Genomic DNA, 13,338 nt, shown 5'->3' with positions numbered 1-13,338 from the left:
CTCCTCAAATCACGTTGCTTTTAAGCTGCGTTCTTACGTTCTCAAATAGACATTGTTGTTTTGCCTTGTGCTCTACCGAGAAACGTATCAACATCACAAAGCGTATAGCTGCTTGGAATCCATTTTTTCCACTCGTTGACGACACCCAATGCATAGCAAAGTCATAAAAACAAATAAAAAAAGCGAGCCCCCTCATAGAGAAGGCTCGCATCGCTGGAACTGAAAAATGAGTTAATTCAGATGTAACTTTTTTATGCAATAAAAATAAAGACATAACCTTCACTCCGACTGAACGTAAATTCTTTATGTGTGCAGTTGCACTCACAAATTCGATCAGAACGGACATCGTTGGCCGTCTTTAAAACTTATGGTCGTCTTCGACCTGCAATTAACTAAGCATTTTGCATGCCAATTCTTTTTAAGATTAATATTAATAATTTTTTATTATTATTTTCAAATATTTAAACTAAAACATCTTTTCACCCATAAAGAATATTTAATTTTTTCTGCACTATTGGTGCTCCTCTATATGGTTTAAACAAAAATAAGTTTTGCCACAAAATGAATCGTATTTTTGCACCAATATCGATCAAAACAATGCTTTAACATAGTAAAGGACTACTCATGCCTGATTTTTTGTTTAAATTTGGATGGCACTAATCTTGCTTAAAATTTAATAACAAAAAACGCGTCGAATTGGCGCATTTTCTTAGCCTGATTTGCTGAACTTATGCCAAAACTCAAAATAGCTCTTATCGATGATGATCATGCACGGGCCGATTATATAAAAAACAGTCTGCTTGAAAATAACTTTGAAGTGGTGGCCTGCCTTACTTTGGACCACTTAAATATTTTTCGTCTTGAAGATTTACAAGCCGATGTCATCTTGCTCGACATGGATCATCCTCATCGTGACATTATTGAAAGTTGTGTGAGTAGCTATGACCTACCAACTGTTCTATTCACTAAAAATTCAGATAAAGACACCATCAAACAAGCAATAGATGCAGGCGTAACGGCTTATATTGTAGACGGAATAGACCCTGCCCGCCTACATACCATTTTAGAGATTTCAATTGAGCAATATAAAAAACATAAAAAGCTCGAAGGTGACTTAAAAGAAGCTCAAACCAAACTGGCAGATCGTAAGGATGTTGAAAAGGCTAAAGTGCTACTCATGCAATTGCATGGCTTACCTGAAGATACGGCTTTTCAATTACTCAGAAAAAATGCCATGAGCCACCGTATAACGATTGGAGAAATGGCACGGCGTTTACTTGACGCTCAAAAATTACTAAATGATCAACTAAAGGATGAATAAATGAGCAAATTAGAAAAGACTCAATTGCAACTCGGCTATATTCCTTTACTTGATTGCATCGCTTTACTGTGGGCAAAGCAACAAGGTTTCTTCGAAGAAGTCGGTTTAGATGTTACCCTAGTCAAAGAAGCATCATGGGCAAGTCTACGCGACCGTTTAGCTTTTGGTTTATTAGATGCTGCACATTGTTTATCTGCCATGCTACCCGCTGCAACTGTGGGTGCAGACCAAATTGGTATTGCACTGCAGACCCCTCTTATTTTAAGTAAAAATCGTGCCTTTATTAGCTTAAGCCAAAAATTAATTCATCAATTGGCTATTCAAGAAAACGATAATGCACAAGCTACCGCCCAAAAAGTGACGAGCTACATTAAAGAAGATAATGCTCTATCCTTAGCCCATGTATTTAAACATTCAATCCATCATTATTGTTTAAGAGAATGGCTTGCGTTGGCAGATTCTAAAATAGCTCAAACGCTCAAACTCAAGGCACTTCCGCCACCGTATATGGTCGAAGCTTTAGATAACCATGTGATTGATGGTTTTTGTGTGGGAGAGCCGTGGAATACACAAGGAGAACTTTTAGGCTTAAGTAAAATGGTTTGCTCAAGTCAGGACATTATTCCCAATGTGGCAGATAAAGTTCTCGCAGTAACTCAAGAATGGGCCGAACAACACCCTCAAACCTTAGTTGCACTTACGGCGGCAATTATGAAAGCCCAAAAAGAATTGAGTAATTTAAAAGATTTTACACCTGTCTTAAAGTTATTGGTCGAGTTCGGGATTGTCCGATTTCATTGTTCGGAAGAAGTACATGTCGATAAATACTATATGATTCAAAATATTGTTAAGTATTTGGTTAAAGAAAATGCTGCCCCGCAACCAGAAGACTTTTATTGGTTATTTGAACAAATGCAAAAATGGGAAAAACTTCAATTAGCCCCTGCTCAAATCATAGAACTGAGTGCGCAATGCATTCAGCCCGATTGCTACAATCAAGCTAAGCTAAGAAATACTTAAATCATTATAAAAAAAAGCTGTCTTTTTAACAAAGACAGCTTGAAAGACCCATAAGACAAATGCGTTTTACGCATTACTATATTTAAAGGACTCAACTCATCCATTAAATATAGTTCTTATACTTCCGATCATAACCAACTAAAACTTATCATTTTCAGACATTTCCATATCAATAACTGACAATTCAGCAGTCTTGCATCCTTTTTATAATTTCGACGAACAACCTGAACTCCCCTAGATATTAGTCTGTAATTTTGTTAACTTGATTATGTTACAAATTCAAAATATATATTTTGGATCAATAAATTGGGGGGCAAAGAAATGATGAGAGAAATCTCACACCGCGAAGTTTACGCACTGGTTGATATTAACAATTGCTATGTCAGCTGTGAGCGACTTTTCAACCCTAAACTCAATGATAAACCTGTAGTTGTTTTATCTAACAACGATGGCTGTGTTGTTTCACGTAGCGAAGAAGCAAAACTTTTAGGTATCAAGATGGGAGTACCTTGGTTTCAAATTGAAAAAGATGCTTTAAAAGCTGGTGTTCAAGTTTATTCAAGCAACTACACTTTATATGCCGAGATGTCTCGTCGCTTTTTTGCTGTCCTCGGTGACTTTTTCTCTCCAGATGACTTAGAAGCTTACTCTATAGATGAATGCTTTATTCATCTCACCCCTTACCTTCAGTCTATTGATATATCAGATTACTGCAGTGAGGTGAGAAACACCCTCCTAAAATGGTTAGGCTTACCTTGTTGTATTGGTATTGGATATTCAAAGACACAAGCAAAACTTGCCAATCACTATGCTAAGAAAATTAAAAGTTTTAGGGGAATTTGTAATTTTATCACCTTAGATCCATTAATTATGGAAGATCTCATGCAGCACACATCAGTCAAAGAAGTGTGGGGAATTGGCTATCAATTGGTCAAACAACTACAAAGTTATGAAGTGTACTCCTGCCTAGACTTAACTTTTGCCAATGAACACCATATGGCAAAAGCGTTTTCTGTGGTCATGGCACGTACCATTCGTGAGCTAAAAGGCCAATCCTGTATTCAACTTGACGATCCCGCCATTCCGACTAAACGGATTTTAGCATCACGAAGTTTTGCTCAAGCTTTATCCAGTATTGAGATTATTAAACAAGCACTTATTTTTCATCTTAACCGGGCACATCGCCGTTTAATGAAACAGGAACAACTTTGTTCCTGCATTCAGGTCATGCTTTATGAAAAAATCGATAAGCCACCTTATAAAAAAGCCATTTCTCAGGCTATCGGTCTTCACTATGCAACAGATGATTTATGTATACTAACAAAAGCCGCAATGCAGCAAATAGATGTTTTATATAAAGAAAATAAAAGCTACATAAAAATTGGCGTGTTATTTTGTGGTCTACATGCACGTCAGCAACATATTGATGATTTATGGCAGCCTTTAGAACTTATTCATCAAAGACAACAATTGATGGAAACTTTAGGTACAGTCCGTAAGCGTTTTGGTAGTCATTACTTACAAGTCGGCTATCACTCACGTAACCCATCTTGGCAAATGAAACAATGCCATCGCTCAAAAAATTACCTAACTCGCTGGAATGAAATGTTAACGATTGAAGATGCTCACGACCTCGTTACACAAAATACATGAACTGTTTTTGTCAATTCGGTTTAAAATAAGCTCCGTTAAATTACTTGAAATTTTGTCATTTTTTAACATTGCTAATTCGTCGCAAAATTTACAATATATAAGCCGAATTTGGTGTACCCTTTCTGCGACAATTAAAAGAAATTATAAAAAACTTGTAGAAACATATGCCATAATAAGCAAACTTTGCAGACATCTTGCAAAGATTATTTGCAACTTTAGAGCTGGAGCAATCTGAATGAGTTCGACCATTTTGGTAATTCATGGACCGAATTTGAATTTGCTGGGAAAACGCGAACCAGAAGTATATGGTCATCTTACCCTAGACAATATCAACCAACAACTTATTGCTCAAGCTGAACAAGCCTCAATTACACTAGATACTTTTCAAAGCAACTGGGAAGGTGCCATTGTTGACCGTATTCATCAGGCACAAACAGAAGGCGTAAAACTAATTATTATTAACCCTGCTGCCCTCACTCATACTTCAGTTGCTTTACGCGATGCCTTACTGGGCGTTGCTATTCCCTTTATAGAAGTACATCTATCAAATGTTCACGCACGTGAAGCTTTCAGACATCATTCTTATTTATCAGACAAAGCAATTGGCGTGATTTGTGGTCTAGGCGCAAAAGGTTACAGCTTTGCTCTCGATTACGCTATTGAAAAAATTCAACCATCTAACCCAAACTAGTTCAGGAATAGTCGCCCATGGATATCCGCAAAATTAAGAAACTCATCGATTTAATGATTGAGTCTGACTTGCAAGCGATTGAAGTTAAAGAAGGTGATCAATCGATCGCTTTAACTCGTCGCAATCCTGTCGTTGCTGCAGCTGGTGTAGCACTTCCGGCAGCTCCTGTTGCTGAAGCACCTGTTGCAAAAACACCACGTGGAGCAGTTGAAACTTCTCCTATGGTTGGTGTGTTCTATGCTGCTCCAAGCCCAGGCGAAGCACCATTTGTTAAAGTAGGTCAAACAGTATCTGCTGGTGAGACTTTGGGTATTATCGAAGCAATGAAAATCATGAACCCGATTGAAGCAACTCAAAGCGGCGTGATTGAAGAAATTTTAGTGAAAAATGGTGAAGTGATCCAATTCGGTCAACCTTTATTCCGTTATCGCGCGTAATACCTCGGGGACAACTATGTTGCAAAAAGTTTTAATTGCAAACCGTGGTGAAATCGCTTTACGAATTACCCGGGCTTGCAAAACATTAGGAATCAAAACTGTCGGTATCTATTCAGATGCTGATAAAGATTTGATGCATTTACGTTTCGTTGATGAAGCAGTATGTATTGGTCCGGGTGCAAGTAGTGACAGCTATTTAAATATCCCGGCAATTATTACTGCTGCAGAAATTACTGGTGCTGATGCAATTCACCCAGGCTATGGCTTTCTTTCAGAAAATGCCGAGTTTGCTGAAATTGTAGAAAGCTCAGGTTTCACATTCATTGGCCCTCGCCCAGAACATATTCGTTTAATGGGTAACAAGGTTTCTGCAATTGTTGCAATGAAAAAAGCTGGTGTACCGACAGTACCTGGTTGTGACCATGCAGTAACTATCCACAATGCTTTAGCTGAAGCGAAAGAAATCGGTTTCCCGCTTATTGTTAAAGCGGCAGCTGGTGGTGGTGGTCGTGGTATGCGTATTGTTGAACGCGTAGATACATTACTTGAGTCAGTTCAAGCAGCTCAACGTGATGCAGAAATGTGGTTCGGCGATGATACCGTGTACATGGAACGCTTCTTACAAAAACCTCGCCATGTCGAAGTTCAAGTTTTAGGTGATGGTAACGGCCATGCGATTCATTTATATGATCGCGACTGCTCATTACAACGTCGTCACCAAAAGGTGTTAGAAGAAGCTCCTGCTCCAAATCTACCAGAACAAGCACGCGCTGATATTTTACAAGCTTGTGTTAATGCCTGTCAGTTAATGCAATATCGTGGTGCTGGTACATTTGAATTCTTGTTCGAAGACGGTGAGTTCTTCTTTATTGAAATGAACACTCGTGTTCAGGTTGAGCACCCTGTAACTGAAATGGTGACTGGTGTTGACATTATTGAACAACAATTACGTATTGCAGCTGGTTTAGGCTTAGAGCTTCAACAAGAAGATATTGAAGTTCGTGGTCATGCCATTGAATGTCGTATCAATGCCGAAGATCCAACCACTTTCTTACCTTCACCAGGCAAAATTGAAAGTTTCTATGCGCCAGGCGGTGCAGGTATTCGTTTAGATTCTCATATCTATCCTGGATATAGCATTCCCCCTTATTACGATTCAATGATTGCAAAATTGATCTCTCATGGTAAAAATCGTGAAACTTCGCTTGCCCGTATGCGTCAAGCGTTAGACGAAATGATTCTTACAGGAATTAAAACCAATATTCCTTTACATAAAGATCTTATTTTGCAGGATAAAAACTTCTGTGAACAAGCAATGGACATCCATTACCTTGAAAAACACTTGTTGAAAAAAGTGGAAGAAGAAAAGAAAGCTGAAACTGCATAATATGCATAATAAAAAAAGCCTCTTACATAAGAGGCTTTTTTATTAATTCAAATTTATGGCAACATGCGACGTAGTGTTGCAAAGCATTGCTCGCCTTTAGCAGTTGAGCAGAAATTGATGGTATGGTCATTTTTCCATTGCACAAAATACTGGGAAACATCACCAGTCTGATCTTGCTGCTGACCAGAACAATCAACTTTATTATTATCAAACTTAATCTGCATCACTAGAGCTGATAACTGCTCTTTAGGGTCATCAGATGGTTGATATTCATAAATACCATATGACCATTCTTCACCGCTTTTAATCACCACATCATTACTACTACGGAAATTATAGTACTCTACACATTTTTTATTATTTGGAATCTCCATTCCCCACAATCCCATAATTTCAGGACGCGTAACAATACGTATAGCGTTAGGATTACTAGCAGTGCGTACGGGCTGTTCCGTTGGCTGTTGAGTCACTGTCTCAGCCATAGCAAAACCAGAACAAGCCAATAATAATCCCATAATATAAATATTTTTCATAGATTTATTAATCATTAAACGCATGGGTTTAAGTTAGCACATTTTTTTAGAAAAACATTGTTTCATAACCATATAAAAACAATATTTTTCAACCGTAACGAACCGATACTTCTCATCAAACAATTTTTATCTTTAACTACTCATCCCTAACAATTTTTAGCAACATTTGATTTAAGAAGCTGGCTTTTCAATCTGTTTAGGTAGCCAAAATACAAAGCACAAACCTAGAAGCACTACTAATGCAGCAATCATAAAAATATGCTCACCAGTAAGAATTTTCCAATAATGACCAGCCAGAATACTTCCAAAGGCAACCCCAAGTCCCCACATGGTGCTATAAAAAGCCTGACCTCGACCTTGCTGCCCTATTGAAAAGTTCTGAAAAATGAGACGCATTGCAATAAGATGAAACAAGCCAAAACTAAAAGCATGTAAGCACTGTGCAAATAACTGACCTATAAAATAATGAGAGAAGAGAGCCACCAACAACCAGCGTATGCTTGTTAAAACTAAGCACATGGCAACAAGACTACGCCACGAAAAATATTTAAAAAACGTAGCGGCATATGCAAACATCACAATTTCAGCAATCACTCCCATTGCCCATAAAAAGCCAATTTCAGTGGTACTGTAATTTAAAGATTTTAGAAAATTGCTATAAAAACTATAAAAAGGGGCATGTGAAAAAAGAAGAATAAATTCAATAGTAAAAAAAGCAGCAACTTCTGGACGCTTTAACACAGGCAATAAAGGTTCTAAATGCTTTTGTGAAGTAGGAGCCCCTTCTGGTTCACGAATCGTAAAAGCCCAAATAAATGCAAGCGATGCTATTATGAGTAATAAAATAGGCAACATAGAGATTGGAATAATTTCTAAAATTGCACCTATGGTAAACACCCCTACAATAAAACCGACCGATCCCCATTTTCGAATTTTTCCATAAAGTTTTGCCCTTTGGTCGCCCAACCAAAATAAGGTTACCCCTTCAAACTGAGCCAAAATTGCATTTTGGAAAAAGCTAAAAATAAGCATAAGTAAAGCGACAGATTGAAATGTATTGGGAACTATAAAGATAGCCAACCATATACAAGCTTCCATCCAAGTTGCGAGCCTCACCAAAAGCATTCTTTTACCAGATTTATCTGCGATCCAACCCCAAACTAAAGGCGCAAAGAATCGCGTTACAATAGCAATAGATGATAAGATACCTATCTGCTGATAATTAAACCCTTGATCTTGAAGATATAAATTCCAATACGGCATGAATGTGCCAACGATGGAATAGTAAAAAAAGTAGAATCCTGACAGTCTAGCTGTAATTGTTAATGGTTGCATTCGGTTGCTTTATCTTGCATTTTCAAATAGTTAAACATAATTAAAGTTGCATCCGCTTGTACCACAATGCTGTATTTTGCATTTCATTAGTCTACAAATCAGTCTACAAATTTATTTTTCAATTAATTTAAAAAAATTTGTAGACTGCATGCTTTTTAAGCAAAACACACCCAACTTTCAAACCTAAGTAATTCTATCATTTTGAATAGGATAGAAATGAATTATTATCAGTCCATGGTTGAGTTTGGCTTCTTAACAGGAATATTGAGTAAAGTAAGGTTATGAAAGACTGGGTCTATTTTTACATAGAGCACACAATCAAATATGGTGAGCCATTCTATAAAGAGATCGGCTGGTCATTAGGCTTGCAGAATAATTATATAGTAATGAGTATAGTTAAAAGTTAAAAATAGATGATGTAATGGTGGGCAGATCATGTAGATAGTTGGGCCAAACTGATTTAAATATTAGCTTTTACCAAATTGATTTTTATACAGTGAAATTAGCTTAATGAAAATATTAAACTTTTTAAAAAATAAAATTACGTCAAATGAACTAGCTGAAACAATTGCACTTAGTTTGATTTTCTATATAGTCTTGGTCTGCTTCGCTTTATGTATTGGCTTAGCACTTACAACGTTTTGTGAAACAGATAAAAAAGAGATACCTAGTGTTGTTTCAAATATGTTTGTTTGGTCCGCTACACTGATTGCACCTATTATAGCAATCCTGTTATTAAATTCATGGAGATACCAAAAAAACTTTGAAGCTGATTCAACATTGTTGAACTCTTGTGAGGAAAATTTAATTAGATTTAAAAATAAAATTTATCCAATTTGTCAAGCAGTAATAAAAATTCATGAGGTAGGTAGTCAAGATCATACATATTATCTTGCTCACTCTTTATTCCGCCGTCCCCTTAAAATTTCAGATGAATGTCTTAATGACTTTTATTTACACATGGAAAGGTATCTAAATTACAATGAAGATACTGAGTTAAAGAAACTTTTTAATGAATATTATGGAATTGCAAATGATTTTCTATATATAAATAAGCAAATTATTAGTGATTGCTACTCTCTTATCTATTATCAATTAAAAGAGCAGCCTTTAGGTAACGGATGGGTTGACTCTAATTTTACTATAATCTTTCCAGAAGGATCTCCACAAAAAAGGCAAATTGAAAGCCAATATTCTAATTTTAATTATCATTATGATAATACTGGTATTAATATGGAAATGGATAAGGAATCAGGAGAAATGATATCTGTACGTAAAACATACAAAGAATATTACGATTTAATGGATAGTTATTATAAGCAATTAAGCGCTAAGATTAGTGAAATTAATAGAGCATAAATAGTGAGTAAATACTATGTGCGCTAATTACGAACCAATATCAAAAGACCGAGTACATCTACTAGATCTCTTCGAACCTACGTTCGACTATAAAGCCGATGTTTATCCTGGTTACGACTGCCCTCTTATATTTTCCAAAGATGGCCATATCGAATGGCGGCAAGTAAAGTTCGGTATGATTCCGCCTTGGAACCATGACTTAAAATTCTCAAAGTATACATATAACGCTAGAACTGAGACGGTAGATAAAAAGCCGAGTTTCCGACATGCTTGGGCTAAAAGCCAATTCGCGTTAATACCTGTAGAAAAAATTTATGAGCCTAGGTATGTGAATGGTAAAGCGGAAAGATGGGGGATTTTTCGAGAGGATGGCTTACCTTTTACAGTAGCTGCTATTTACGATTCTACTGTCATTGATGGGCGGCAAGTTAGATCAATGTCTATGCTGACTATCAATGCAGACGACCACCCATTTATGTCACAGTTTCATAAGCCAGAAGATGAAAAGAGATCTATCATCGTAATTCCTGAAGAGTATCGAGAAGACTGGTTGAACTGCAAAAAAGAAGATGCTGATCAATTTTTCTTTGAAATGCCCTTAGGTGAATTTACTGCAGACTACTTCCCAAAACCAAAAAAAAGTGCAAATTAGCACCGTTGAATTTCCGACCAAATGCACTAACTAACGCGACAAGTAATGACTAGTCATTATTTATGCACAATTTTTTTAATTTGAATTTAAACCAAGCTCTAGCATATCATCTTGATTATGTAACGAAATCAAGGAGTAACTATGAGCATTATCCCCAATTCCATTATCGAAATTAAACCACATCTCAATGCTGGCAAGGTATTGAGTGAGGTTGAATCCATAAAATTAGTTTCACCTACTACTTTTTTTTCAATACCTTTAGCTATAGAAAAAGTTTCAGCTGGTTTTCCCTCTCCTGCTCAAGATTATGTTGATCGAACTCTCGACATGAATGAGCACCTAATTAAAAATGAAGAAGCAACATTTATTGTTAGAGTGGCATCACTTTCGATGCTTAACGCTGGCATTGATATTGATGATGAGTTGATTGTTGATCGTAGTCTTGATGCTAAACACAACGATATTGTTGTTGCACTTATAGATAATGATTTTACTGTTAAACGCTTAATGATTGATGAAAATGAGCGTTGGTTAAAAGCTGAAAACCCAGATTATGATGATATTCATCTTCATGACGGGCAAGAACTAATAATTTGGGGCGTGGTTACCTATATTCTAAAAAATGCAAGAAAAAAATCATGAGGCACAAAGATAAAGTCTTTTTTCTCATAGATGTAAATAACATGTATGTCTCATGTGAAAGAGTCTTTAATCCAAGCTTAAACAATAAGCCGGTCATCGTTTTATCAAATAATGACGGCTGCGCCGTTGCGCGCAGTAATGAAGCAAAAATCTTAAATATAAAAATGGGTGTGCCATTATTCCAAATCAGAGAAATCGTACAAAAGCACAATGTAATTGTTCTCTCTAGTAATTATGAACTTTACGCTGAAATGTCGCGCAGATTTCATAAAATTCTTGCATCGTATGTAACTGACGAAGATGTTGAGAAATATTCAATAGATGAGTGTTTTGTTGATTTTTCAGCTTATGAAAAAAATTTTGACCTAGAAAAGGTCGCTCAAGATATGCGCTTAAAAATATGGAAATGGCTTGGATTACCTGTGTGCGTTGGAATCGGTAGAAGCAAAACAGAATCGAAGATTGCTAACCATATAGCTAAGAAAAATCAATCGTTTAATGGCGTTTGCGATTTGGTAAACATGGACCCTTGCAATAAAGAATATTACTTCGCGCAGATTGATGTTTCTGAGGTTTGGGGTGTTGGCCGTAAGCACGCTAAAAAGCTTCAATCAATGGGAATTAACACTGTATTTGATCTCGCATGTAGTGAACCCAGGGAGATGCAAAGAAGATTTTCTATTGTGATGGCTCGTACAATTAATGAGCTGCAAGGCATCTCTTGCCTTGAAATTGAAGACACCCCACCCTCTAAAAAGCAAATTATTAAGTCATGTTCTTTTGGTGCAAAAGTTACAGAACTCATTGACCTTCAAGAAGCGATAGCGATGCATGCTCAAGAAGCTTGTAAGAGATTGAGAGATGATGAGTCATTATGCGGGTGTCTTATTGTTTTTGTTCAATCTAGTCCTTTTGATGAAAATGTACCTTTCTATAGCAAGTCAATAACCGGCTCATTTTCACAGCCAACAGATTGTGCGTTAGATTTCGTAAAAGCCGCTACAAAAATGGTATCTCACATTTATAAAGAAGATATTAAGTATAAAAAATGTGGTGTCATATTAACTGGGCTAGAACCCAAGGCTGGCCATACATATGACTTGCTCACAGATTTTGATGCAATAGAAAAGAAAGAACAGTTGATGAAAACACTAGATAGCGTGCACACTAAATTCGGAAAGAAAAAACTCGGTATAAGTTCGTGTTATGTACCAGGTCGCAACTGGTCAATGTCACGAGACAAATTAACTAGGAATCCATTTAAATGGGATGAACTACCACTCATAACTAAATGAGCAATTTTTTGCTCACTTTCGTCGGATTTTAAAATTTTTGAGCAAATTTCTGCTCGTTTCACTATCAAAAACTTAAAAGAATTTTCCATTTATTCGACTAGATTAATATTTATGATTATCTAAAATAAGCTAATCTCAGAAGTACTCAAAGTTATGAATTCAAAAATTAAAGTTTTATTAATAGATACCATTGGTTGGATTACTTCGATTTGTATCATATTTTTCTTTTTCACTCTTTGGCTATATTCCTATAATCAAATTGATAACCCATTAAAAGAAGCTTGGTCTCTAACAGTAAGTATACTTTCAGCTTTAGCTACTATTGGGGCAGCAATAATTGCAGCTAATTTATTTAATGATTGGAGAGAATCTCAAACTGGCATAAATAGATCTGAACTTGCTAAAAATACACAAACATCTTTATATAAACTTGTAAGTTACCTTGATTATTATCATCAGTATGTAATGACACAAAAACATATATTTATCGCAAAAAGCTTCCCTGAAATTAGTCAGAATTTCATCGATCAGGCAGAAAAAATAGCTAACGAATGTGAAGAAAGAAGAAGTATTTTTCGCAATGAATGCGAAGAGCTCTATAAACAATTTCTAATCGATTTAAAGATTTATGAAAAGACTTTTGACACTGATCTTAATCTAGATTTATCTCGAATCCGATATTACAGAGGATCTATTGGAGGAATGCTAAGAGACTTATCACAATCAAAATCAGTTTTTGAATTAAATAGAATGACAAATCATATGAAGACTTCTAAAAAATTATTTAATAAAGAAATACTTGATATCGTAAATTCTGAAATGTCTCAATATATTAATTTAAAAGTAAAATAGTATTTTTATAAATACTGAGCTTTAAAAATCCTCAATTGAGGATTTTTTTATATTACTTTCACTCAAATACATAGATTCACATTACTCTTGATCGTATGAGCTGAGCATCCAGATAAATAAAACTATACAGCACTGTCTATCCCTCTTTGTTAACATTGCTC

General features: G+C 35.9%; 14 protein-coding genes. 11 read left to right on the top strand and 3 right to left on the bottom strand.

Annotated elements, in window-relative coordinates; translation table 11 throughout:
- Nucleotides 1-4 precede the first annotated feature (4 nt).
- Nucleotides 5-346 (bottom strand): hypothetical protein, encoded by a 342-nt coding sequence (locus F984_RS0103780; protein WP_002049585.1) that lies wholly within the window; start codon nt 344-346, stop codon nt 5-7.
- 384 nt (nt 347-730) lie between these two features.
- Between F984_RS0103780 and F984_RS07880 the strand changes: the two genes are divergently transcribed.
- From F984_RS07880 to accC, 6 genes are all read left to right on the top strand, one after another.
- Nucleotides 731-1,321, top strand: coding sequence for an ANTAR domain-containing response regulator (locus F984_RS07880; RefSeq protein WP_004708349.1), 591 nt, complete (start codon nt 731-733; stop codon nt 1,319-1,321).
- The gene (locus F984_RS07875; RefSeq protein WP_004708348.1) at nt 1,322-2,341 is read left to right on the top strand and encodes an ABC transporter substrate-binding protein; all 1,020 of its coding nucleotides are present in this window, start codon (nt 1,322-1,324) and stop codon (nt 2,339-2,341) included. It abuts the gene before it with no gap.
- A 324-nt stretch (nt 2,342-2,665) separates the two neighbouring features.
- On the top strand, nt 2,666-3,994 hold the full coding sequence (locus tag F984_RS07870; protein WP_025467782.1) for a Y-family DNA polymerase: 1,329 nt from the start codon (nt 2,666-2,668) through the stop codon (nt 3,992-3,994).
- Between the two features lie 235 nt (nt 3,995-4,229).
- The gene (gene aroQ, locus F984_RS07865; RefSeq protein ID WP_000099412.1) at nt 4,230-4,685 is read left to right on the top strand and encodes a type II 3-dehydroquinate dehydratase; all 456 of its coding nucleotides are present in this window, start codon (nt 4,230-4,232) and stop codon (nt 4,683-4,685) included.
- A gap of 17 nt (nt 4,686-4,702) precedes the next feature.
- Nucleotides 4,703-5,122, top strand: coding sequence for an acetyl-CoA carboxylase biotin carboxyl carrier protein (accB, locus tag F984_RS07860; RefSeq protein WP_000354611.1), 420 nt, complete (start codon nt 4,703-4,705; stop codon nt 5,120-5,122).
- A 16-nt stretch (nt 5,123-5,138) separates the two neighbouring features.
- Nucleotides 5,139-6,509: an acetyl-CoA carboxylase biotin carboxylase subunit gene (gene accC / locus F984_RS07855; protein WP_002049609.1), complete on the top strand. Its 1,371-nt coding sequence runs from the start codon at nt 5,139-5,141 to the stop codon at nt 6,507-6,509.
- Between the two features lie 53 nt (nt 6,510-6,562).
- Here accC and F984_RS07850 read toward each other — a convergent pair whose 3' ends face one another.
- Both F984_RS07850 and F984_RS07845 read right to left on the bottom strand, forming a co-directional pair.
- On the bottom strand, nt 6,563-7,066 hold the full coding sequence (locus F984_RS07850) for a hypothetical protein (protein ID WP_002049607.1): 504 nt from the start codon (nt 7,064-7,066) through the stop codon (nt 6,563-6,565).
- Nucleotides 7,067-7,213: 147 nt separating this feature from the next.
- Entirely contained in the window at nt 7,214-8,377 is a 1,164-nt protein-coding gene (locus F984_RS07845; RefSeq protein ID WP_080631536.1) for an MFS transporter, read from the bottom strand.
- A 510-nt stretch (nt 8,378-8,887) separates the two neighbouring features.
- On the opposite strand from F984_RS07845, the gene F984_RS07840 reads away from it, so the two are divergent.
- From F984_RS07840 to F984_RS07820, 5 genes are all read left to right on the top strand, one after another.
- Entirely contained in the window at nt 8,888-9,736 is an 849-nt protein-coding gene (locus F984_RS07840; RefSeq protein ID WP_000698499.1) for a hypothetical protein, read from the top strand.
- A gap of 16 nt (nt 9,737-9,752) precedes the next feature.
- Nucleotides 9,753-10,388, top strand: coding sequence for an SOS response-associated peptidase family protein (locus tag F984_RS07835; protein ID WP_000332602.1), 636 nt, complete (start codon nt 9,753-9,755; stop codon nt 10,386-10,388).
- A 141-nt stretch (nt 10,389-10,529) separates the two neighbouring features.
- Nucleotides 10,530-11,030 carry a LexA family protein gene (locus tag F984_RS07830; RefSeq protein ID WP_000022553.1) on the top strand — a complete coding sequence of 167 codons (501 nt, stop codon included), beginning with the start codon at nt 10,530-10,532 and terminating at the stop codon, nt 11,028-11,030.
- On the top strand, nt 11,027-12,325 hold the full coding sequence (locus F984_RS07825) for a Y-family DNA polymerase (protein ID WP_001216087.1): 1,299 nt from the start codon (nt 11,027-11,029) through the stop codon (nt 12,323-12,325). Before F984_RS07830 ends, F984_RS07825 begins: the two co-directional genes overlap by 4 nt.
- Before the next feature lie 153 nt (nt 12,326-12,478).
- A complete protein-coding gene (locus F984_RS07820; RefSeq protein WP_001085100.1) occupies nt 12,479-13,177 on the top strand; it encodes a hypothetical protein in 699 nt (232 codons plus the stop codon).
- Nucleotides 13,178-13,338: the final 161 nt, after the last annotated feature.

Source organism: Acinetobacter nosocomialis NIPH 2119 (assembly GCF_000368085.1).
Classification (GTDB): Bacteria; Pseudomonadota; Gammaproteobacteria; order Pseudomonadales; family Moraxellaceae; genus Acinetobacter; species Acinetobacter nosocomialis.
This window is presented reverse-complemented; position numbering and strand designations above follow the sequence as displayed.

Bases quoted from the DNA above. Each gene is read 5' to 3' on its own strand.
- F984_RS0103780 (WP_002049585.1), bottom strand. From the start codon at position 346: ATGTCCGTTCTGATCGAATTTGTGAGTGCAACTGCACACATAAAGAAT.
- accB (WP_000354611.1), top strand. From the start codon at position 4,703: ATGGATATCCGCAAAATTAAGAAACTCATCGATTTAATGATTGAGTCT.
- F984_RS07820 (WP_001085100.1), top strand. From the start codon at position 12,479: ATGAATTCAAAAATTAAAGTTTTATTAATAGATACCATTGGTTGGATT.
- F984_RS07850 (WP_002049607.1), bottom strand. From the start codon at position 7,066: ATGCGTTTAATGATTAATAAATCTATGAAAAATATTTATATTATGGGA.
- F984_RS07830 (WP_000022553.1), top strand. From the start codon at position 10,530: ATGAGCATTATCCCCAATTCCATTATCGAAATTAAACCACATCTCAAT.
- F984_RS07840 (WP_000698499.1), top strand. From the start codon at position 8,888: ATGAAAATATTAAACTTTTTAAAAAATAAAATTACGTCAAATGAACTA.
- F984_RS07845 (WP_080631536.1), bottom strand. From the start codon at position 8,377: ATGCAACCATTAACAATTACAGCTAGACTGTCAGGATTCTACTTTTTT.
- F984_RS07825 (WP_001216087.1), top strand. From the start codon at position 11,027: ATGAGGCACAAAGATAAAGTCTTTTTTCTCATAGATGTAAATAACATG.
- accC (WP_002049609.1), top strand. From the start codon at position 5,139: ATGTTGCAAAAAGTTTTAATTGCAAACCGTGGTGAAATCGCTTTACGA.
- F984_RS07870 (WP_025467782.1), top strand. From the start codon at position 2,666: ATGAGAGAAATCTCACACCGCGAAGTTTACGCACTGGTTGATATTAAC.
- F984_RS07835 (WP_000332602.1), top strand. From the start codon at position 9,753: ATGTGCGCTAATTACGAACCAATATCAAAAGACCGAGTACATCTACTA.
- F984_RS07880 (WP_004708349.1), top strand. From the start codon at position 731: ATGCCAAAACTCAAAATAGCTCTTATCGATGATGATCATGCACGGGCC.
- aroQ (WP_000099412.1), top strand. From the start codon at position 4,230: ATGAGTTCGACCATTTTGGTAATTCATGGACCGAATTTGAATTTGCTG.
- F984_RS07875 (WP_004708348.1), top strand. From the start codon at position 1,322: ATGAGCAAATTAGAAAAGACTCAATTGCAACTCGGCTATATTCCTTTA.